The 19,829-nt window shown below is 58.7% G+C and carries 22 protein-coding genes and 2 tRNA genes; 13 read left to right on the top strand and 11 right to left on the bottom strand.

The window, feature by feature from the left end:
• Positions 1-13: 13 nt before the first annotated feature.
• The 6 genes from EDC28_RS12850 to putP all read left to right on the top strand — a co-directional run bounded on the left by EDC28_RS12850 (position 14) and on the right by putP (position 6,546).
• Entirely contained in the window at positions 14-1,171 is a 1,158-nt protein-coding gene (locus EDC28_RS12850) for an acyl-CoA dehydrogenase family protein (RefSeq protein WP_123421873.1), read from the top strand.
• Positions 1,172-1,180: 9 nt separating this feature from the next.
• Positions 1,181-1,957 carry an enoyl-CoA hydratase gene (locus EDC28_RS12845; protein ID WP_083445896.1) on the top strand — a complete coding sequence of 259 codons (777 nt, stop codon included), beginning with the start codon at positions 1,181-1,183 and terminating at the stop codon, positions 1,955-1,957.
• The gene (locus tag EDC28_RS12840; protein WP_332318253.1) at positions 1,942-3,063 is read left to right on the top strand and encodes an enoyl-CoA hydratase/isomerase family protein; all 1,122 of its coding nucleotides are present in this window, start codon (positions 1,942-1,944) and stop codon (positions 3,061-3,063) included. Before EDC28_RS12845 ends, EDC28_RS12840 begins: the two co-directional genes overlap by 16 nt.
• A 9-nt stretch (positions 3,064-3,072) precedes the next feature.
• On the top strand, positions 3,073-3,948 hold the full coding sequence (gene mmsB, locus EDC28_RS12835; RefSeq protein ID WP_050659396.1) for a 3-hydroxyisobutyrate dehydrogenase: 876 nt from the start codon (positions 3,073-3,075) through the stop codon (positions 3,946-3,948).
• A gap of 2 nt (positions 3,949-3,950) precedes the next feature.
• Positions 3,951-4,709 (top strand): SDR family oxidoreductase, encoded by a 759-nt coding sequence (locus EDC28_RS12830; RefSeq protein WP_123421872.1) that lies wholly within the window; start codon positions 3,951-3,953, stop codon positions 4,707-4,709.
• A 313-nt stretch (positions 4,710-5,022) separates the two neighbouring features.
• On the top strand, positions 5,023-6,546 hold the full coding sequence (putP, locus tag EDC28_RS12825) for a sodium/proline symporter PutP (RefSeq protein ID WP_050659398.1): 1,524 nt from the start codon (positions 5,023-5,025) through the stop codon (positions 6,544-6,546).
• Positions 6,547-6,676: 130 nt separating this feature from the next.
• On the opposite strand, the gene EDC28_RS12820 is transcribed toward putP, so the two are convergent.
• The 3 genes from EDC28_RS12820 to EDC28_RS20165 all read right to left on the bottom strand — a co-directional run bounded on the left by EDC28_RS12820 (position 6,677) and on the right by EDC28_RS20165 (position 7,824).
• Entirely contained in the window at positions 6,677-7,255 is a 579-nt protein-coding gene (locus tag EDC28_RS12820) for a CBS domain-containing protein (protein ID WP_050659399.1), read from the bottom strand.
• 41 nt (positions 7,256-7,296) lie between these two features.
• Positions 7,297-7,599 carry a hypothetical protein gene (locus tag EDC28_RS12815; RefSeq protein ID WP_123421871.1) on the bottom strand — a complete coding sequence of 101 codons (303 nt, stop codon included), beginning with the start codon at positions 7,597-7,599 and terminating at the stop codon, positions 7,297-7,299.
• A 66-nt stretch (positions 7,600-7,665) separates the two neighbouring features.
• Positions 7,666-7,824, bottom strand: coding sequence for a hypothetical protein (locus tag EDC28_RS20165; protein WP_170164107.1), 159 nt, complete (start codon positions 7,822-7,824; stop codon positions 7,666-7,668).
• Between the two features lie 189 nt (positions 7,825-8,013).
• Between EDC28_RS20165 and rssA the strand changes: the two genes are divergently transcribed.
• Positions 8,014-8,991 carry a patatin-like phospholipase RssA gene (gene rssA / locus EDC28_RS12810; RefSeq protein ID WP_123421870.1) on the top strand — a complete coding sequence of 326 codons (978 nt, stop codon included), beginning with the start codon at positions 8,014-8,016 and terminating at the stop codon, positions 8,989-8,991.
• Between the two features lie 336 nt (positions 8,992-9,327).
• Here the strand turns inward: rssA and pta are convergent, their stop codons facing one another.
• The gene (gene pta, locus EDC28_RS12805) at positions 9,328-11,367 is read right to left on the bottom strand and encodes a phosphate acetyltransferase (RefSeq protein ID WP_123421869.1); all 2,040 of its coding nucleotides are present in this window, start codon (positions 11,365-11,367) and stop codon (positions 9,328-9,330) included.
• A gap of 269 nt (positions 11,368-11,636) precedes the next feature.
• Here pta and EDC28_RS12800 point away from each other — a divergent pair, with 269 nt between their 5' ends.
• From EDC28_RS12800 to EDC28_RS12785, 4 genes are all read left to right on the top strand, one after another.
• The gene (locus tag EDC28_RS12800) at positions 11,637-12,068 is read left to right on the top strand and encodes a DUF412 domain-containing protein (RefSeq protein WP_050659402.1); all 432 of its coding nucleotides are present in this window, start codon (positions 11,637-11,639) and stop codon (positions 12,066-12,068) included.
• 58 nt (positions 12,069-12,126) lie between these two features.
• Positions 12,127-12,525: an acyl-CoA thioester hydrolase YciA gene (yciA, locus tag EDC28_RS12795; RefSeq protein ID WP_050659403.1), complete on the top strand. Its 399-nt coding sequence runs from the start codon at positions 12,127-12,129 to the stop codon at positions 12,523-12,525.
• Between the two features lie 3 nt (positions 12,526-12,528).
• Complete coding sequence (locus tag EDC28_RS12790) at positions 12,529-14,220, top strand: NAD-dependent malic enzyme (RefSeq protein ID WP_050659404.1); 1,692 nt, start codon at positions 12,529-12,531, stop codon at positions 14,218-14,220.
• A gap of 81 nt (positions 14,221-14,301) precedes the next feature.
• A complete protein-coding gene (locus EDC28_RS12785) occupies positions 14,302-14,658 on the top strand; it encodes a hypothetical protein (protein ID WP_123421868.1) in 357 nt (118 codons plus the stop codon).
• Here the strand turns inward: EDC28_RS12785 and EDC28_RS12780 are convergent.
• From EDC28_RS12780 to EDC28_RS12750, 7 genes are all read right to left on the bottom strand, one after another.
• Positions 14,655-15,128 carry a DMT family transporter gene (locus EDC28_RS12780; protein WP_336391535.1) on the bottom strand — a complete coding sequence of 158 codons (474 nt, stop codon included), beginning with the start codon at positions 15,126-15,128 and terminating at the stop codon, positions 14,655-14,657. The genes EDC28_RS12785 and EDC28_RS12780 overlap by 4 nt on opposite strands.
• Positions 15,129-15,186: 58 nt before the next feature.
• The gene (xthA, locus tag EDC28_RS12775; RefSeq protein ID WP_123421867.1) at positions 15,187-15,996 is read right to left on the bottom strand and encodes an exodeoxyribonuclease III; all 810 of its coding nucleotides are present in this window, start codon (positions 15,994-15,996) and stop codon (positions 15,187-15,189) included.
• Positions 15,997-16,082: 86 nt separating this feature from the next.
• Positions 16,083-16,463: a RidA family protein gene (locus EDC28_RS12770; protein ID WP_050659408.1), complete on the bottom strand. Its 381-nt coding sequence runs from the start codon at positions 16,461-16,463 to the stop codon at positions 16,083-16,085.
• 37 nt (positions 16,464-16,500) lie between these two features.
• Positions 16,501-16,797 carry a hypothetical protein gene (locus EDC28_RS12765; RefSeq protein WP_050659409.1) on the bottom strand — a complete coding sequence of 99 codons (297 nt, stop codon included), beginning with the start codon at positions 16,795-16,797 and terminating at the stop codon, positions 16,501-16,503.
• A gap of 79 nt (positions 16,798-16,876) precedes the next feature.
• Positions 16,877-17,605 (bottom strand): hypothetical protein, encoded by a 729-nt coding sequence (locus EDC28_RS12760; protein ID WP_050659410.1) that lies wholly within the window; start codon positions 17,603-17,605, stop codon positions 16,877-16,879.
• A 71-nt stretch (positions 17,606-17,676) separates the two neighbouring features.
• Positions 17,677-17,761 (bottom strand) — tRNA-Tyr (locus EDC28_RS12755).
• Between the two features lie 50 nt (positions 17,762-17,811).
• Positions 17,812-17,896 (bottom strand) — tRNA-Tyr (locus EDC28_RS12750).
• 113 nt (positions 17,897-18,009) lie between these two features.
• Between EDC28_RS12750 and EDC28_RS12745 the strand changes: the two genes are divergently transcribed.
• Together EDC28_RS12745 and EDC28_RS12740 are read left to right on the top strand one after the other, a co-directional pair.
• A complete protein-coding gene (locus EDC28_RS12745) occupies positions 18,010-18,492 on the top strand; it encodes a VC2046/SO_2500 family protein (RefSeq protein WP_050659411.1) in 483 nt (160 codons plus the stop codon).
• 88 nt (positions 18,493-18,580) lie between these two features.
• A complete protein-coding gene (locus EDC28_RS12740; RefSeq protein WP_050659412.1) occupies positions 18,581-19,813 on the top strand; it encodes a cysteine desulfurase-like protein in 1,233 nt (410 codons plus the stop codon).
• The last annotated feature ends 16 nt before the right edge of the window (positions 19,814-19,829 follow it).

Raw genomic sequence — 19,829 nt, 5'->3', positions numbered from 1 at the left:
AAGAGTGTGAGCCATGAACTTTCATCTGACCGACGATCAGCAGGCCTTTGAAGATACCGCCCGTCAGTTTGCCAGCAGTGAGCTGGCGCCCCATGCTGCCCGCTGGGACAAAGAACATTATTTCCCGGTTGAGGTGATAAGGCAGGCCGGTGAGCTGGGCTTTTTAAGCCTCTACACCCCGGAAGCCGCCGGCGGCCTTGGCCTTAGCCGGCTCGATGCCAGCATCGTGTTCGAGCAACTGGCCATGGGCTGCACCAGCACCACTGCCTTTATGACCATCCACAACATGGCCACCTGGATGGTGGCAAGCTTTGGCACCAAGGAGGCGATTGACGAGTTTTGCCCAGCGCTGGTCACCGGCGAAAAACTCGCCTCTTACTGCCTGACCGAGCCGGGCGCCGGCTCCGATGCGGCCAACCTCAGTACTCGCGCCGACAAAGACGGTGACGACTACCTGCTGTCCGGGGCCAAGGTCTTTATCAGCGGCGCCGGCAGCACCCAGGTGCTAGTGGTGATGGCCCGTACCGGTGAGGCCGGCCCGTCGGGCATTAGCGCCTTTGTGGTACCGGCCGATGCCGCCGGTATCGAATACGGCAAGGCCGAGGAAAAAATGGGCTGGAACGCCCAGCCCACCCGGATGGTTACCTTCGACAAGGTGCGGGTACCCAAACACTATCGCCTGGGCGAAGAGGGCGAGGGCTTTAAATTCGCCATGATGGGGCTCGATGGCGGCCGCATTAACATCGCCACCTGCTCGGTGGGCACCGCCCAGCAGGCGCTGGACACGGCCACCCGCTACATGACCGAGCGCAGCCAGTTCGGCAAACCCCTGGCCGCCTTCCAGGCGCTGCAATTTAAATTGGCGGACATGGCCACCGAACTGGTGGCGGCCCGGCAACTGGTGCGCCTGGCGGCCTATAAGCTGGACGTGAAAGACCCAGAACGCACCGCCTATTGCGCCATGGCCAAGCGGTTTGCTACCGACGTGGGTTTTGAGGTGTGCAACCAGGCGCTGCAACTGCACGGCGGCTACGGTTATATCCGTGAGTACCCGCTGGAGCGCCATCTTCGGGATGTGCGGGTGCACCAGATCCTCGAAGGGACCAACGAGATCATGCGTCTTATCATCGGCCGGCGCCTGCTCGCCGAGCACCGCCACCCCATCGTCTAAGGAGCCATCGTGAAATCGCCACTGGATTTGCAGATAGACGGCCACGTTGCCGTGCTGACCCTCAACAACCCGCCGGCCAATACCTGGACAGCCGAGAGCCTGCGCGGCCTTGCCGCCACGGTAGAAGAGCTCAACGCCAACCGCAGCGTCTATGCGCTGGTAGTGCGCTCGGTCAGCGAAAAGTTCTTCAGCGCCGGCGCCGATCTCAAGGTCTTTGCCGACGGCGATAAAGACGTGGCGGGCGAGATGGCCCACCTTTTTGGCCGCGCCTTTGAAACCCTTGCCGATTTTCGCGGGGTGTCCATCGCCGCCATCAACGGTTATGCCATGGGCGGCGGCCTGGAAGTGGCCCTGGCCTGCGACTTGCGAGTGGCCGAAGAGCAAGCGCTGATGGCGCTGCCCGAGGCTCGGGTGGGGCTGTTGCCCTGCGCTGGCGGCACCCAACTGCTCACCCACCTGGTAGGGGAGGGCTGGGCAAAACGCATTATCCTTTGCGGGGAGCAGGTCACGGCCCGCAAAGCGCTGGAGATCGGTTTGGTCGAAGAAGTGGTGGCCACCGGCGACAGCTTTGCCGCCGCCATGACCTTGGCCCAAGAAGTGGGGAACCAGAGCCCCATGGCTGTTGCCTACTGCAAGAAGCTGGTGCAGACCTGCCGCCATGCGCCCCTGGAAAAGGGTCGCGCTCTTGAGCGCGAATACTTCGTCAAACTCTTTGACGGCGAAGATCAACGCGAAGGTGTGCAGGCTTTCTTGGAAAAAAGACAACCCAAGTGGCAAAACTCATGACCGAATTCCTGCAAATCGAAGAACTGGACACCGCCAACGGCAAAGCCATCGGTGTGGCCCGCCTGAACAGTGAAAAATCCCTCAATGCCCTCAGCGAGGCCATGATTGACGCCCTGGGGCCGCAGCTGGCGGCCTGGGATGCGGACCCGCGCATCGCCATGGTGGTGCTGGAAGGGGCAGGGGACAAAGCCTTTTGCGCCGGCGGTGACGTGGTGGCCTTGTATAACGCCATGAACGGCAGTGACGACGGCGGCAAGGCGGTGGAGGGGTTCTTTGTCAAAGAATATCGCCTTGATTATCAAATCCATTGTTTGAAAAAACCGGTACTGGTGTGGGGCCACGGCATCATCATGGGCGGCGGCCTGGGGTTGATGAGCGGCGCCTCCCACCGGGTGGTGACCCAGACCGCCCGCATCGCCATGCCGGAGATCACCATCGGCCTTTATCCCGATGTGGGCGGCAGTTACTTTTTGTCGCGCATGCCGGGTAAAAGCGGGCTCTTTTTGGGCCTGACCGGTGCCAACATCAACGCCGCCGACGCCCTCTATGTGGACTTGGCAGACCACTTTATTCCCGCCGAAGACAAAGGCCGGCTCTTTGACGCCCTTTGCCATGTCAATTGGGGCGAGACCTTGAGCCTCAATCACGAAAAGCTCACCCAGGCCCTTAAAACCCTGGAGATGCCGGCCCGGGCTAAGTTGCCCCGTGGCCAGGTTAAAGCCCACCAGGACACCATCGACCGCCTCTGCAAGGGCGGTGACCTTGCCGCCATCGTCCAGGCCATTACCGGTCTTGAAACCGACGACCCCTGGCTTACCCGCGCCCGCGACACCCTGCGAAACGGCAGCCCGCTGTCGGCGGCGGTGGTGTTCGAGCAGCTCAAGCGCGGCAAAGACATGAGCCTTGCCGAGGTGTTTCGCATGGAGGCGGGGCTCTCTTGGCGCTGCGGCGAATTTGGCGAGTTTTTGGAAGGGGTACGGGCGCTCTTGGTGGATAAAGACAAGGCGCCGCGCTGGCGTTTTGGCAGCGTTGCCGAAGTGGACCCCAAGGTGCTGGCGCGATTCTTCGAGAGTCCCTGGGGGCAGCACCCCCTGGCAGATATCTAAGGAGTGGTTATGAAAATTGCCTTTATCGGTCTTGGCAACATGGGCGGCCCCATGGCCAAAAACCTGCTCAAGGCCGGCCATGAAGTGCTGGCCGTGGATCTCAATGCCAAGGCGGTGGCCGAACTAGTGGCAGCCGGCGCCGAAGCCGGCGACCTGGCCAGTGCCTGCCGCTGCCCGGTGGTGGTGACCATGTTGCAGGCAGGGCACCAGGTGGCCGGTATTTACCTTGGCGATAACGGGCTGCTGGCCAAACTGGAAGCCGGCACCCTGGTTATCGACTCTTCCACCATCGACGCCGCCACCGCCAAGAAGGTGCATCAAGCTGCGGCCGAGAAGGGTATCGATTTTGTCGATGCGCCGGTCTCCGGCGGCACCGCTGGCGCCAATGCTGGCACTCTCACTTTTATCGTCGGTGGCAGCGACCAGGCCTTTGAACGGGCCAAAACGGTACTGGATGCCATGGGCGCCAACATCTTTCACGCCGGCCTCGGCGGGGCAGGGCAGGTGGCCAAGATCTGCAACAACATGCTGCTGTCGGTGCTGATGGCCGGTACCTGCGAGGCGCTGAAGCTGGGCATGGCTCACGGCCTGGACCCTTTGGTGCTCTCCAACATCATGAAGGTCAGCTCCGGCGGCAACTGGGTGCTGGAAAAATACAACCCGGTGCCCGGGGTCATGGACAACGCCCCGGCGTCCAACGGTTATCAGGGCGGCTTTATGAGCCAGCTGATGAGCAAGGATCTGGAACTGGCCATGGGGGCGGCCGGTGAAGTGGCCGCACCGGTGCCCATGGGCAGCCTGGCCCGCTCCCTCTATCAAATGCATAACAAGAAAGGTAATGGCGCCAAGGACTTTTCGTCCCTGCTGGCGCTTTTCGAGGAGTAACCATGAAGTTGAACGACGCGGTGATTGCCGTTACCGGTGCCGGACGCGGCCTGGGCCAGGCCATGGCAGTAATGCTGGCCGAGCAGGGCGCCAAGCTGGCGCTGATTGACATCAACGAGGCTGACCTAGCCCAGACCCTGGGTCTGGTTGAAAAAGCCGGCAGCCAGGGCCTGGCCTACGGCTGCAATATCACCGAAGAGGCGGCTGTTGAGGCCACCTTCAAACGCATCGGTGACGATTTTGGCACCCTTAACGGCCTTATCAACAACGCCGGGGTAATGCGCGACGGTATGCTGCTCAAGGTCCGTGACGGCCAGGTGAGCAAGATGAGCCTGGAGCAGTTCCAGTCGGTCATCAATGTCAACGTGGTGGGCACGTTTCTGTGTGGCCGTGAAGCCGCAGCCACCATGGTGGCCAATGGCGCCCAAGGGGTGATAGTCAACATCTCCAGCGTGTCCCGAGCTGGCAACATGGGCCAGACCAACTACTCGGCCTCCAAGGCGGCTGTGGCCACCATGGCGGTGACCTGGGGCAAGGAGCTGGCCCGTTTTGGTATTCGCACCGGCGCCATCGCGCCTGGGGTTGTTAAAACCGCCATGACCGACCAAATGAAGCCCGAAGCCATAGAGCGGATGGAGTCGGTAATACCTTTAAGGCGAATGGGTTTGCCCGACGAAATTGCCCATGGCGTGAAATTCATCTTTGAAAATGATTATTTCACCGCTCGGGTACTGGAAATTGACGGAGGTATCCGCATTTAATGGCTTTACCGGCCTGACAGGGCCCAGTGCCCTTGCCTTTTATATGCCCTGGCGTCATGTTGTCGCCGGGGTTTTTATTGCCTTGCTGGTGGTAACTGCGCATTTTGAGGCTTTGACACCATAATCTTTGCCGCCACCACTGGGGTGCTTGCCATAGCCCCGGCAGCGGCCCGGATGCGGGGGAGAAATTATTCTTCCACCATGTTAAGGTATTTGTTTGAACTCGAATGAAATGTGCGCGTTTGTCGGCCGATATTGTCGTTTTTGCCGAGACGTAAGCACAACACTCACCCAATAAAAACAGGAGTGCAGAGTGGAAACAGGCACGCTTATTTCGCTGGCAACCTACTTTATTGCCATGCTGGGCATTGGTTTGTATGCCTATAAAAAATCAACGGACGATGTGTCAGGCTACATGTTGGGCGGTCGCGGCCTTGGCCCTGCGGTAACGGCGCTTTCTGCCGGCGCTTCTGATATGAGCGGCTGGATGCTGATGGGTCTACCCGGTGCCATTTATGTCTCCGGTGTCTCCCAGTTGTGGATTGCAGTGGGTTTGGTCATCGGCGCGTTTCTTAACTACATCATCGTGGCGCCGCGGCTTCGCACCTATACCGAAGTCGCCCATGACTCCATCACCATTCCCGATTTCTTCGGTAACCGCTTTGAAGACCACAAACGCCATTTGCGGCTGTTGTCCTCGGTGGTGATCATCATCTTCTTTACCCTCTATACCTCGGCTTCCTTGGTCGCCGGCGGCAAGCTGTTCGATAGCTCCTTTGGCATGTCTTACGGCACCGGCCTTATCGTTACTGCTGCCGTGGTGTGCGCCTATACCCTCTTTGGCGGCTTTTTGGCGGTCTCCATGACCGACTTTGTGCAGGGCTGCATTATGCTTATCGCCCTGGTGCTGGTGCCCATTGTTGCCTTTACCGATTTGGGTGGCGTGAGCGCGACGGTGCACAAGGTTGAAGGGCTTAACCCGCTGTATCTTGATTTCTTCAAAGACGCCGCCAAATCCGGTGTGCTTCAAGACGTGTCGACCTTGGGGATCATTTCCCTGCTGGCCTGGGGCCTTGGCTATTTTGGCCAGCCGCACATCATCGTGCGCTTTATGGCCATTCGCTCGGTGAGCGACATCAAAACTGCCCGCCGCATCGGTATCAGCTGGATGGTGGTGTCCATCATCGGCGCCCTGGCAACCGGTTTTGTGGGCATTGCCTATGTGGCCAAGACGAAGATGACCCTGGATGACCCGGAGACCATCTTTATCGTGTTCTCCCAATTCCTGTTCAGTCCCTTGATTGGCGGCTTCTTGCTGGCGGCCATTCTGGCGGCGATCATGAGCACCATTTCGTCGCAACTGCTGGTCACCTCCAGCTCCCTGACCGAAGACTTCTACAAGGCCTTCGTGCACCGCGACGCCACCCAAAAGGAGCTGGTGTTGGTAGGGCGCTTGTCAGTGTTGTTGGTTTCGGTGGTGGCCATCGTCTTGGCCTGGAACCCGGAAAACAGCATTTTGAGCCTGGTCAGTAACGCCTGGGCCGGTTTTGGTGCCGCCTTTGGCCCGGTGATCATCCTGGCGCTTTTTTGGAAGCGCATGACTCGCCAGGGCGCTCTGGCCGGTATGCTGGTGGGCGCGGCAACGGTGCTGTTCTGGATTTACGGCCCTGTTACCATCGACGGCAAGCCGCTGTCAGCCTACCTCTATGAAATTGTGCCCGGCTTTATCCTGAGCTCAATTGCCATTGTGGTGGTCAGCTTGGTGACGCCGGCGCCGAGTGAGGCGATGCGTGGCCACTTCGACGAGATGGAGAAAATCATCGAAGAACATGCCTAAGTGAGAGCAGTCAAAAAGCCGGCCTCAAGGCCGGCTTTTTTGTGCCTGGCTTTGGGCTGGATGGGTTATTACGCCCCAAAAAAAGACCGGCCATCAGGCCGGTCAACATAAGACGTTGGTTTGTGCGTAATCAGGCGGATTTCAGCACATGGAATACTTCGGCAAAGCTGTAGGCGCGTTGGGTGATATCGATAGGGATGTGCAGGGCGCGGGCGATATCGGCAGCGGAGATCATGCCGCGCAGGCTGTTCATCTTTTTATCCAGCAGCAGGATGTGCTGCTCGCCCAGCTCTTGCAGGGTGTAGAGCACGTCACCGATGGTGGCGCTTTCCAGCTCCTGGTAGGCAAAACCGTGCAGGTGGGCCTTGTCGACCATCACGTCACCCACGGTGACCTCGTTGCGATGGATGGCCTTGTTGGTGGCATGCATCAGCACTTTGTGGCTCTGCAAGTCAGAAGCACTGACGATGCCTAAGAAACGGTTGTTGGCATCCACCACCAGTTTGGCTTTGACGTGGGCCTTTTTCATCATGTACAGGGCGTCGTCAACCTTGACGTCATGCTCGATAACCAAAGGGGCGCGGCGGGCAAAGTCGGTGGTGATCCAGGCGGCCGGGCTTTCCAGGCTCAATTGAGCGGGATATTCGGCATCAACAAAATGGTCTACGTCGGTCATTGCGACGGTGGGAATGGCGCTGAAATTGTTCATAACTACCTCTACTGAACCTAACTGTTTTTTTGACTGCTTGACTAAAAACCGGTGAGGTCAGTCGGCGGTGCCCGGGGAGGGGGCAGTTGGCACCGCGCCGAAGACATGGGCTCGGTATGGCTTTCTCTTGCCAGCGTCCAGGCCAAGACATTACAGGGGCTGAGAGAAAGGGTACCGGGGAGGGACGAGTCCAGGTCGGGGCTGGCGTTCTGATCCAGTAACTGGCTCTGCTGATAGCCATCTTGTTGGGATTGGGCTACCGCTTCACCCAGGCTCAGCCAAGCGAGCTGGGTCATCAGGATGACCCAGGTTACGCTACGAAGAGCCGGGGAGAAGGAGAACATCAGATACTGCCTTTCAAAAATGCCTATGAGTACGTTATGGAGCTTTGCGAAACCAAATACAAGCCCCTAGCGTTGCCACAAACTGTTTTGTTTATCGCAACTGCGGCGGCCTTCGCTGCGCCGACGGTCTTCTTTGTCGGGCTCCCAACGCATTTCTTCGCGGCGCTCATGGCCGCAGCGACGCTCGTGAAACCGGCGCTCCGGGCCTTGGTATGGGTCTTTCATATCGCTCTCCATTAACTTTAGGGTTGGTTAATAAAGGATAGTTCCCCGAAGCGATTACGCAGCGTTGCCGGTCAGTATTGATATATCCGATTAAGGTTATGGTAAAAGCTGCAAACAGCCTTTTTATTGGGCCCTGGTCGGCAAACTGGTAGTCTGGCCCTAAGCAGGATTAAGAGGAGGAAACCACAGATGACAGGTCGTCATAGGCCGATTTTGGGTATTGCCCTTGGCAGCGGCGCGGCCAAGGGGTGGGCGCATATCGGTATTCTCAATGGACTGGCCAAGTTGGGCATCAAGCCCGACCTTATCAGTGGTTGCTCCATCGGTGCTTTGGTTGGCGCGGCTTATGCTGGTGGGAACCTTGGCCGGCTCGAATCCTGGGTGCGCGGTTTTACCAAGCTGCAGGTAATGTCGCTGCTGGACCCCACCTTTAGTGGCCGGGGGCTTTTTTCCGGCGACAAGGTCTTTAACGTGATTGCCAATGGCATGAAGCACAAAGACTTCTCTGAAACCAAGCTGCCCTTTGGGGTGGTAGCGACCGACCTCAATACCGGCCGCGAGCTGTGGATCCAGGACGGCGACATGGTCTCGGCGGTGCGTGCCTCCTGCGCCATGCCGGGGATCTTCGTGCCCATCTACCGTGACAATCACCTCTTGATTGACGGCGCCGTGGTAAATCCAGTGCCAGTGTCCCTGGCTCGGGCCATGGGCGCCGAGATCGTTATTGCCGTCAACCTGGCAGGCGATCAGCCCCATAAGGTGGCAGTAGAAGAAGAGGAAGAAGAAGAAGAGGGCATGCTGCGCCAGTGGATCAGCCGAATTCGCCCGGAACGCGGCGCCAAGGAGAAAGAGCCGGCCCTGCCGTCCATGTGGAACGTGATGAGCGGCGCCATCAACATCATGCAAGAGCGTATTACCCGCGCCCGCATGGCAGGGGACCCGCCGGAAATGGAACTCAAGCCCCGGGTGTCGGAAATCAACATCATGGAGTTTCACCGCGCCGAAGAAGCCATTGCCGAAGGCGAGGCCTGTGTCGAGAGGATGTCCAAGTTCCTATTGGCAGAGTTGGCTTACCTGGGGATCCATCCCGAGCCGGTGGATGAAAGCGAAGAAGAAGTCGCTCAACCCGAACAACTCCCTCCCACTGACGAAGAAATTAAGCCTTGAGTTTACGCAAGGGTAATGAAACTGGTCTGCTCAGTTGGTTTTTTCTATTTATCACTTTACGTGTGCGTAAAGAGGTCATATAGTTAGCACCACTTGAGGCGCGAGATGCGGACTCAAAAAAGAATTCTCGTTGGGGGAGAAGACTTGGCTAAGGATGGCCAGGGGTTACACAAAAGGGAAACAAAAATAAGAATGCCCACCGTCGAGTGCGGTAAATAAAATAAAAGCAAGCAGCAAAAAAACGGGGTACTTTGTGCAATCATTGCACTGCAGTGGTACACAAAACCAAAAGGCCAGTCTGACTGGCCTTTTCTTTTTTGTGCGAAAAGCAGCGACTTAAGTCGCTGCTTTTTTTATGCCCGGGTTTGCGGCCTGTACCGCAGTCAAAGCGATGGTTTGCACGATGTCATGGATACTGGCGTCTCGTGACAGGTCGTTCACCGGCTTTTTAAGCCCCTGCACCATGGGTCCCAGGGTCACCAGCTCTGCAGAGCGCCGCACGGTTTGAAAGGTGCTGTATCCGAGGTTGAGTTCGGGAAAAATAAAAACATTGGAGCGCCCGGCAATAGGGCTGCCCGGCGCTTTGGCCCGGGCCAGGGACTCGATAATGGCGGTGTCGTAGGCAAGAGGCCCTTCTATTACCAGCCGGGGTGCCTGGGCTCTGGCCTGCGCTGTGGCTTGTTGCACCTTGGGCTGGCTGCTGGCGGTGCTGATCATCGCCACCTGCGGGGTAAGGTCAAACAAGGCAGCCGTATCGGCGCATTGCAAGGCAATTTCGGCAAGTTGCTGGGCATTGGGGCTGGGGTTGATGGCGCAATCGCCATAGATAAGCACCTGATCAGGCAGCAGCAGTAAAAAGGCGCTGGAAACCAGAGATTGCCCCGGCGCTGTTTTAATGAGCTGCAGCGCCGGGCGCAAGGTGCTGAGGGTAGTGCCCTGGGCGCCGCTGACCATGGCATCGGCCTCGTCTTGGGCCAGCATCATGGCGCCCAGCACGTTGTTGTCTTGTAGCTGCTCTCTGGCCATGACTTCTTCCAGGCCTTTGTGCTGGCGCAGCTTCATCATCGGCGCCACGTAGCGCTCCCGAATGGAATCGGGGTCGATAATGACCACGTCATGGCTTAACTGCACATCATGGCTTTGTGCCACGGCGCGGATGCGGGCCGGGTTTCCCAGCAGCAGGCACTGGGCTATTCCCAGCTGCGCCGCCTTGACCGCCGCTTCCACCACCCTGGCATCTTCACCTTCTGGCAGCAGCACCCGCTGGCGTTGGCGCCGGGCTTTTTGCATCAACTGGTAGCGAAAAGCGGTGGGGGAGAGCCGTTTTTCTTCACCTTGATGGCGGCGCAGCAGCGCCTCGGTGTCGAGATGGTCGGCTATCCATTCCATGATCCAGCGCTGGCGATTACTGTCGTCCACCTCCAGGTGCAGTGACAGCGCTTGTAGGGCCTGGGAGGTATGCCAGGTGTCGTCTTCCACCAGCAGCATCGGCAGGCCATCGTCAAAGGCGCCTTCACACAAATCCATGATCGCCGGCTCTGGCTGGTAGCCGCCGGTGAGCAACAACCCGCCAAGCTGCAAACCGTTGCGGGTGGCAAGAGCGGCGGCAACGATAAGGTCGCTGCGGTCCCCCGAGGTCACCAACAGCGCGCCCGGTTTAAACAGTGTTGCCATATTGGTCAGGGAGCGGGACTCGAGGATCACCTCCTTTACCCGCCGGGTAGACCAATCGCCGCTGCAAAGGGGCAGGGCGCCGAGGTGCCGGGCCACGTCTTCGATGCGGGGAGCGAGCAGCCTTGGCACCCAGGGAATGGTGGCCCAAAGCGGAACCGGCAGCGCTGAGGCAAGGGTGTCTTCTGGCTTGCTCTGGCTACCCTGGCCCAGTTTACTGATGGGCCCGTCGCTGTTATCGGCCGGCCACTGGTTCAGTACCAGCCCTTGTACCTGGCTGCTCGAAAGCTGGGTCAGCACCTTTTCAATACGGGGAAGGAGTTTGCTCGCCGGAGCGCCGTTGCCCAGCAACAGCACATCTAGTCCCAAGGCGTTGGCCAGCTCCAGGTTCAGCGGATTGGCGCCGCCGTCGATGGCCGGAAGCCCGGCGATGATAAGGGGGAGAGGCGAGGTTTCGGTTAAGGCCGTTAGCTGCTTTGTCAGGCTGGCCAGAGGTGCCAGATCGTCGATAACCAGTGCCGCGGGGCTTTCTACCAGCTTTGCCATGATGGCCAGGGTCCGGTCTTTATCGACACGCTCGGCGGGCATCAGCTTACCAAAGCCAACCCGGATGCCTTGCCGCTGCAAGGCGTGCACCAGCCCCAGGCTCAGGGAGGTTTGGGCGACACCGGTGCAAAGGGGAACCAGCAACAGTGGCTTGGTCATGGAATGTCCTTTCTATGCTGCATCGTTTCTGCTGACCGGCCTGCAAAGCCGGTTCTTATGGTTGTATGGGGGAAAGCTTAACTATTCATAAGCCACAAAGCTGCCCCTGTTGGCTATTCGACTTGCGTCTGGGGTGTAAAGCCGTGGCGGCAGATCACAGGTTACGCATTTGAACCTTGCCTGTTTGGCCGCCCAAAATCCGTTGAGTCGTGCTAGTGTGAGGAAGTAGAGTGTCTGCTTCTTATAAGGTTGTATCAGGAGGCCCCGCCATGTGGGAACTGGTTCGAGATGGTTACCGTCTGCTCAAGCACTGGCCGGTGCGTCGCTCCCTGATGCTGCGTTTTCCCCTTACCCAGACGGTGCTGCTCGCCAAAGGCTTGCTTTATTATTTGCCGGGCATGACCTTTGCCTGGTTGCTGGTCAGTTTTAACCTCAACCACCAAAGCCTGAGCCCACTACAGGGCATGATGGCGCTGCTGATGCTGAGCCTGCCGCTGCAAGGCTTGCTGTGGCTGGGCAGGGAGGGGCGCAAACCTCTTAGCCCCGGCGACCGGCACTGGTTGGCCCAGCTTTCCGAGCGCATGAAAGGCCAGGGCATCAAGCCCAGCGTCAAGCTTGAGGGCGCCCGTTACCTGGAGCTGGCGCTGGCCATGGAGCAAGCTTTCAGCAAGGGCGACAAGGCCTTTGGTCGGACCGAGTGAACGTAGTCAAAAGCCATTGATATCGGTATAGTTAACAGCCTCTTTTGAGGAGTGCTGTATGACCGACGCCAAACGCCATCCCAGTGGGGATCTCATCATCCGTACCCAGACCATGCCTGCCGACACCAACCAAAACGGTGACATTTTCGGCGGCTGGATCATGTCCCAAATGGACCTTGGTGGCGGCATGCTCGCTACCGAAATCGCCAAAGGCCGTATTGCCACCGTTGCCGTTGAAGGGATGACCTTTCATCAACCGGTCAAGGTTGGCGATGTGGTTTGCGTCTATGGTGAATGTACCCGCATCGGCCGGACTTCCATGACCATAAAACTCGAAGTGTGGATCAAGCCGCTGCTGCGCGATGAAAATGCCGGACGTTATTGCGTAACCGAAGCCACTTACACCTATGTTGCCATCGACGATGCTGGCCGCCCCCGCCCAGTACCGAAGGATTAATCAATGAGCCAAAGCCCGAAACGCCCTCTGTACATCCCCTACGCGGGCCCGGCCCTGCTGGAGTCCCCCCTGCTCAATAAAGGCAGTGCCTTTACCCAGGAAGAGCGCATTCATTTCAACTTGCTGGGCCTGGTGCCGCAGTATGTTGAAACCATTGAAGAACAAAAAGAGCGGGCCTATGCCCAGTTCTGCAGCTGCACCTCTGATCTGGACAAGCACGTTTACTTGCGCTCCATTCAGGACAACAACGAGACCCTGTTCTATCGCCTGCTGGAAGAGCACCTCGAAGAGGTGATGCCGATTATCTACACCCCTACAGTGGGCCAGGCTTGCCAGGAATTTTCCAAAATCTACCGTACTCACCGTGGCCTCTTTATATCCTACGAAGATAAAGACCATATCGACGATATCCTGCAAAACGCCACCAAGCAGAATGTGAAGATCATCGTGGTGACCGACGGTGAGCGGATCCTCGGCCTTGGCGACCAAGGTATTGGTGGCATGGGCATTCCCATCGGTAAATTGTCCCTGTACACCGCCTGTGGCGGTATCAGCCCGGCTTATACCTTGCCGGTGGTACTGGACGTGGGTACCAACAACCCCGATCTGCTGGACGACCCCATGTACATGGGCCGCCGTCAAAACCGCATCAGCGGTGACGAGTACTACGCCTTCGTCGAAACCTTCATCCAGGCGGTAAAACGCCGCTGGCCCAATGCCCTGTTGCAGTTTGAAGACTTCGCCCAAGCCAACGCCATGCCGCTGCTGGAACGCTACAAAGACGATCTGTGCTGCTTCAACGACGATATCCAGGGCACTGCTGCCGTGACCGTCGGCACCCTGTGGGCTGCCTGTAAGGCCAAAGGCGAGCTGCTCAAAGACCAGAAAGTGGTGTTTCTGGGCGCCGGTAGCGCCGGATGCGGCATTGCCGAGCAAATCGTGGCGGCCATGCAGACCGAAGGCCTGACCGAAGCCGAGGCCCGCGCCCGGGTGTTCATGGTGGACCGCTGGGGCCTTCTGACCAGCGACATGCCCAACCTGATGAACTTCCAAAGCCGCCTGTCTCAGCACGTTGATCTGCTGGACAGCTGGGAGACCGAAGGGGACAACATTTCCCTGCTGGAAGTGATCAAAAACGCCAAACCCAGCATCCTTGTCGGGGTGTCCGGCCAGCGCGGTCTCTTTACCGAAGAAGTTATCAAAACCATGCTGGCCGGCTGCGAGCGTCCGTTTGTGATGCCGCTGTCCAATCCCACCTCGCGGGTGGAAGCCACGCCCCAGGAGATCCTTAACTGGACCGACGGCAAAGCCATGGTCGCTACAGGCAGCCCTTTTGCCCCTGCCCTGGTAGGCGACGAGAAGGTGGCCATTGCCCAGTGCAACAACTCCTACATCTTCCCTGGCATCGGCCTTGGAGTTCTGGCGGCCAAAGCCAAACGGGTGACCGACAACATGCTGATGGCTGCCTCCAGGGCACTGGCTGACTGCTCACCGCTTGCCAACGAGGGCTCAGGCCCGGTACTGCCGCTGGTATCCGACATCCAGGAAGTGAGCAAGTACATTGCCCTGGCTGTGGCCAAACAGGCTCAGGACGATGACGTCGCACTCACCACCTCTGACGAGGCGCTGATCGCCGCTATCGAGAAGAACTTCTGGTTGCCGCGCTATCGCAATTACCGCCGCACCTCGTTCTGATATGAAAAACCCGCCGAAAGGCGGGTTTTTTTTCGCAGCCATTTTGGGCAGACTGTGGCCTTGGAAACCAAGGAGGGTTCTATGTCCACTGTTTTGCCCCGCTACGTCAATCTAGGGGAGTTGTCCCCGCTTCATACTTGTTTTGTCTCCGATAACGGCAGCCACGGCTGGTGGTTTTTTGCCGAGGTCGGGCTCGACAAGCTGCCCCAATGCCACGCCGATACCCTGGCGCCTCCCGACCCGCAGCTATTTAACCTCATCGGTAACGGCGCGGTGCGCCGGGCCATTACCGAGGTGCCTGTGGATTTTCAAAGTATTGATGCGGCGCCGTTTTTCAAATCACCCTTAGAGTATGGCCACGCCTTCTGGTCAGCCAGCCAAAAGCTGTTGTGGCTGTTCTTGCATACCGAACAAGACACCCAGCTTATCGGCGATTAATTGCGGCGAATAAGCACCACGCCACCAATGACCAGCAGGGCGCCGGCGATGCGGTAAGGGTTGATTTCCTTTTGCAGGTAACCCACCCAGCCTTGATGGTCCAGCAGCAAGGATGCCAGCATTTGCCCGGCCACCAGAAAACCGATAAAGGCCGCCGCCCCCAGCCGCGGCGCCACAAAAGCCGCCACCGCCACGAAAAAGGCCCCCAGCAGGCCGCCGCTCCATTGCCACCAGGGCAGGGCGGCCAAGGCGCCGGCGCTGGGCACCCCTTGGCGGGTCAAAAGCAGGTATAGGGCCAGCACCAAGGTGCCTACCCCAAAGCTGATAAAGGCGGCCCATATAGCGCCGCCGGTGTTGGCGGCCAGTTGGGCATTGATACCGGCCTGCAGCGGCATCATGGCGCCGGCTGCCAGGGTGATAACGATAAAAAGCGTCAGGGTGTCCATAGTTGCCTTGGTTGATGCGGTCACAAATGCTGTCCTTGAGATGGCCCTTAGGTTAAAAAGCCGGTCTGGCGACCGGCTTTGTTCAGACCTTGAAGGTGGTCCAGATGGGGGCGTGGTCCGAGGGTTTCTCTATGCCGCGCAGCTCGTAGTCGATGCCGGTCTCCACCGCCTTTTGAGCCAGGGGGCGGGTGGCCAGTACCAGGTCGATACGCAGGCCACGGTTGTCGTCAAAGCCCTTGGAGCGGTAGTCAAACCAGGAGTAGCGGTCGGCGGTGTCGGGGTGCTCGGCGCGGAAGGTATCCACCAGACCCCAGCCCAGCAGTTTGTCCATCCACTGGCGCTCTTCGGGCAGGAACGAGCACTTGCCTTCTTTGAGCCAGCGCTTGGCGTTGGCTTCACCGATACCGATGTCTAAGTCGGTGCAGGAGATGTTCATGTCACCGATGATCGCCACCGCCTCATCGGGGCTGTGGTGCTGCTCAAGATAGTGCATCAAATCGGCGTAGAACTTTTCCTTGGCCGGGAATTTCAGCTCGTGGCTGCGGTTTTCCCCTTGCGGGAAGTAACCGTTCAGCACCGTCAGCGGGCTGCCGTCCGGCAAGGTGAAACGGCCGATGATCATGCGGCGCTGGGCTTCTTCCCCATCAGTGGGGAAGCCTTTTTGCACCGATACCGGCGACTGCTTGGAGAGCATAGCCACGCCGTAGTGGCCTTTTTGACCATGAAAGTGCACCTCGTAACCCATGGCGCGAACCTCTTCCAGCGGGAATTGGTCATCATGCACCTTGGTTTCCTGCAGGCCGATGATATCGGGCTGGTGCTTGTCGATAAGGGCTTGCAGTTGATGAAGGCGGGCGCGCAGGCCATTGATGTTGAATGAGATAATTTTCATGGCTAGGAGTATCGCTAAATGGTGAGGCTAGGGTAACACAGGCCGCCGTTACCGGCGGCGATGAAAGGCGGCCTGGGCCGCCTCTTTTACTCGCCGTAGGCTACTGCCTCGACTTCTACCAGCACGTCTTTGGGCAGGCGCGCCACTTCCACGCAGCTGCGGGCTGGCTTGTGGTCGCCAAAGAAACGCTCATAGATGCCGTTGATGGTGGCGAACTGGTTCATATCCTTGATAAAGACCGTGGTTTTGAGCACGTGCTCTTTGTCGAAACCGGCGGCTTTGAGAATGGCCAGCAGGTTGTTAAGGGCCTGCTCGGTCTGGGCTTCGATACCCTCGACTACGTCACCGGTTTTAGGGTCGATGGGGATCTGCCCGGACGTATAAAGGAATGGCCCCACGCGGCGGGCCTGCACATAAGGGCCAATGGCCGCCGGAGCGTCTTGGGTGTTGATAATGGTTTGAGACATCGCGCTTTTCCTCCTTCAGATGGCTGAAGGTTACCAGCTACTTTTGCTGGCTGCGAGTGCGCAATGCCTTCTTCTCTTCCGGGCTCAGACACTTGAGCTCTTCGTCGGAAAAGTTCTCTTGGTAGTAAAGGAAGTTGACGCATTCTTGCTGATAACGCTCTTTGGCGGCGCTCATCAACTGGGGGTTGTCTTTGAGGTTGTCCATGTTGCGGCGCATCATATCGCAGCGCCGGGCCTGGTCGCTCATTTCGACAATACGTTCACAAGGGTTGGTTGAGGTACAGGCGCTGAGCAACAGGGTGCTGCCGAGCAAGGCTAGGGCTGTTGTCTTCATGTTATCCCCCTGGGTAAGTTCTTCTCATTGTTGAACTTTTAACCAGGGGGCGCAAGGTCCGCTGTTGCTTACCTGTGTTTTAGTGCAGGCGGCCCATAGGAGCTTTGGTGGGTTTGCCCATCATTTCGGTGAGCATTTCCAGGCGCTGGGCGGTGAGCAGCGGGTTACAAAAGCGCTGGATAAAGGTCAGTAGCCGCTGGGCTACGTAGTCTTGGTCCAGCACCGTCATTTCCACCAGCATGTCTTGCAAAATGGCGCTGGCCCCGAGGCTTGGCTGCATCATATTGCTGTCTTCGGCCACGTACTGGGCGGCAAAATCCACGGCGCCGGACTGCAAAGTGTCCATCAGGCAGATAAAGGAGTCGCCGTCGTGCTGGTGCTCCTCGGGGGCCGAGTCGGCTAGGCGCACCAGTATGTCCAGCATCTCGTGGGCTTCGTCAGGAATAAACTCGCGCTCTTCGTCACCCTTGGGGTGATCGTCGCCAAAGCCTTGGGGCAGGGCGCGAAGCAGCGCCGCGCTCATTTCCGCTTCGCTGATAAGAGCGGCAAGCTCCAATTGCTTGGCGTCGGGCAGGGTGCCGAGGCCTGGCAGTTCGTTAGCCAGGCGCACCACGGCGGCCACTTCCAGGCAATAAATGAGGCACGCCAGCCAGCTGCCGGGCTCGGTGGTGGTCAGGGTTTCCCAATCACGATGCACCAGAAAGCTGCCAGTAAACTGGCCGGCTTCGGTTTCGTGGTTGTACTGCCACATTTCCAGGCCTTCCTGGTAGCGGGCAACCAACTGATCGGTGAGTTCCTGAAGTTCCACTGACAAAGCCTTAGTCGCAAAAGGGCGGGCAGTATAACCCAAAAAAAAAGCCGCCCCAAAGGCGGCATATATGGTGGTGGGGGAAGGATTCGAACCTTCGAAGGCTGAGCCGTCAGATTTACAGTCTGATCCCTTTGGCCACTCGGGAACCCCACCGGGTTCGGTATATGGAAAGCCGCCGCTTGAGCCACTTTCGTTGTAAAGGATGGTGGTGGGGGAAGGATTCGAACCTTCGAAGGCTGAGCCGTCAGATTTACAGTCTGATCCCTTTGGCCGCTCGGGAACCCCACCGCCGATGCGCCGCCATACTACCAAAATCCGATCTGATGTAAAGGAAGAAATTTGCTAAAAATCCCGGTTTAGCGGCCGATATAGGGTTTAACCCTGTTAAATGATGATTTTCTGTGCAAATCAACGGCCTTGCCTTCCAAGACGAACTAACCCTGGCGCCCCAACTGGCGTCAGCGGTGGCGTCTGGTCAGCGTTCGGATTTTGCACTGCTGCTGGCGATGTTGGGCAACGATTTGTTGGAAAAGCCCGGCATTGCCAGCCCCGAGTTGCAACAGGGCTTGCCAAAAGGCGCGCTGGACACAGCTCCTAAAAGGCCCTTTGGCGCCGATGCCCGTACCCCGGCCCGCTCCGTCGCCCTGTCTGAGGTGTTTCACCAGCAGGGCATGGTGGCCGCCAGGTTGTTTGACTGCCTCGACCCCGAGCCGCAATTGGGCCGCGCCGAGGATGCCCGCTTTATTCAAGATGACGTGCTGGCCGACCTTGATCCCAAAGCCGCCTGGCAGGTGAAAGGTGAGCCTCTGCCTGCCCGGCCAGGGCTGACCGCCAATGCCGATCTTGGGGATGTGTTGTCCCGCTGGCAGCAGCAACCGTTCTGAAAGGTGACGCCCCGCACAGCCCCAGGCTGGACTTGCCCGAAGGGGCTCTTTACACTGGCGCCGCCTTGACGTGAACGGAAACCCAGTTGTGAATATTGCAGCCCTGCGTGAAAAATTCCCCGCCCTTAATCAGCAAGTAGACGGCCTGACCCCCATCTTCCTGGACGGCCCCGGCGGCGCCCAGGTACCAAGCTCGGTGCTGGCGGCCATGACCGACTACCTGGGCCGCTTTAATGCCAACCTGGGCGGCGCCTATTTCTCGTCGAAAAAAACCACCGCCGTAATGAGCGAAGCGCGAGCCGCCGCCCGGGATTTATTGGGCGCGGCCAGCAGCGATGAAATCATCTTCGGCCCCAACATGACCACCCTGACCTTTGCCATGAGCCGCGCCATCAGCCGCGGCTGGCAAGCCGGGGACGAGGTTATCGTCACCGCATTGGACCACTACTCCAACGTGTCGTCCTGGGCGCAGGCTGCCGCCGACAAAGGCGCCACTGTGCACCAAGTGCCGCTGGTCGAGGCCGATTGCACCCTCGATTACCAGGCGCTCTTTGCCAAGCTGTCGCCGCGCACCAAGCTGGTGGCCCTGACCCACGCCTCCAACACCACCGGCTCTATCGTCGATGTCAAAAAGGTGGTGGAAGCGGCCCATAAGGTGGGGGCGCTGGTGTGGGTCGATGCCGTGCACTTTACCCCCCATGAACTGGTGGACGTGCAGGCCATCGGTTGCGATTTCCTGGCGTGTAGCAGCTACAAGTTCTTTGGCCCGCACCTGGGGATGGTTTTTGGCCGCCACCAGCTGCTAGACGCCATCACCCCATATAAGGTGGAGCCTGCCACCAACCTTGCGCCGAACAAGTTTGAAACCGGCACCCAGAGCTTTGAAGCCTTGGCTGGGTTCGTGGCGACGGTCGAGCATCTGGCCGAGCTCAGTGGCCTGAGCCCCGACTTGCCCCGGCGCCAGCGCCTGGCGGCCACCTATAGCGCCAGCAAGCAGCATGAAATGCAGCTCAGCCAGTACTTTTTGGAACGCGCCGCGACCGTGCCTGGGCTTCGCATCTTTGGCATTACCGACCCGGCCCGCCTTGCCGAGCGCACCCCCACTTTCGCCTTTACCCTAGAAGGTGTGGCTAACAGAGCGGTGTCCGAAGCCATGGCGGCGGCCGGTATTTGTCTTGGCGATGGTAACTTCTATGCCCTGGGCCTGGTGCGCCAACTGGGGCTGGAGGAGAGTGGCATAGTGCGAGTGGGGTGCATGCACTACAACACCACCGAGGAGCTGGCGCGCTTCTTTGATGTGCTGCAAGGTCTGGTGCAGTAAGCTAAGGCAGTCTTTG

Source organism: Gallaecimonas pentaromativorans (assembly GCF_003751625.1).
In the GTDB taxonomy this organism is placed as follows: Bacteria; Pseudomonadota; Gammaproteobacteria; order Enterobacterales; family Gallaecimonadaceae; genus Gallaecimonas; species Gallaecimonas pentaromativorans.
Note: the sequence above shows the minus strand (reverse complement) of the source record. Positions and strands in the feature narration are given on the sequence as shown.

Coding starts and splice junctions, on each gene's coding strand:
- EDC28_RS12850 (WP_123421873.1), top strand. CDS start 14: ATGAACTTTCATCTGACCGACGATCAGCAGGCCTTTGAAGATACCGCC.
- mmsB (WP_050659396.1), top strand. CDS start 3,073: ATGAAAATTGCCTTTATCGGTCTTGGCAACATGGGCGGCCCCATGGCC.
- EDC28_RS12830 (WP_123421872.1), top strand. CDS start 3,951: ATGAAGTTGAACGACGCGGTGATTGCCGTTACCGGTGCCGGACGCGGC.
- EDC28_RS12820 (WP_050659399.1), bottom strand. CDS start 7,255: ATGAACAATTTCAGCGCCATTCCCACCGTCGCAATGACCGACGTAGAC.
- EDC28_RS12815 (WP_123421871.1), bottom strand. CDS start 7,599: ATGTTCTCCTTCTCCCCGGCTCTTCGTAGCGTAACCTGGGTCATCCTG.
- EDC28_RS20165 (WP_170164107.1), bottom strand. CDS start 7,824: ATGAAAGACCCATACCAAGGCCCGGAGCGCCGGTTTCACGAGCGTCGC.
- rssA (WP_123421870.1), top strand. CDS start 8,014: ATGACAGGTCGTCATAGGCCGATTTTGGGTATTGCCCTTGGCAGCGGC.
- pta (WP_123421869.1), bottom strand. CDS start 11,367: ATGACCAAGCCACTGTTGCTGGTTCCCCTTTGCACCGGTGTCGCCCAA.
- EDC28_RS12800 (WP_050659402.1), top strand. CDS start 11,637: ATGTGGGAACTGGTTCGAGATGGTTACCGTCTGCTCAAGCACTGGCCG.
- yciA (WP_050659403.1), top strand. CDS start 12,127: ATGACCGACGCCAAACGCCATCCCAGTGGGGATCTCATCATCCGTACC.
- EDC28_RS12790 (WP_050659404.1), top strand. CDS start 12,529: ATGAGCCAAAGCCCGAAACGCCCTCTGTACATCCCCTACGCGGGCCCG.
- EDC28_RS12785 (WP_123421868.1), top strand. CDS start 14,302: ATGTCCACTGTTTTGCCCCGCTACGTCAATCTAGGGGAGTTGTCCCCG.
- xthA (WP_123421867.1), bottom strand. CDS start 15,996: ATGAAAATTATCTCATTCAACATCAATGGCCTGCGCGCCCGCCTTCAT.
- EDC28_RS12770 (WP_050659408.1), bottom strand. CDS start 16,463: ATGTCTCAAACCATTATCAACACCCAAGACGCTCCGGCGGCCATTGGC.
- EDC28_RS12765 (WP_050659409.1), bottom strand. CDS start 16,797: ATGAAGACAACAGCCCTAGCCTTGCTCGGCAGCACCCTGTTGCTCAGC.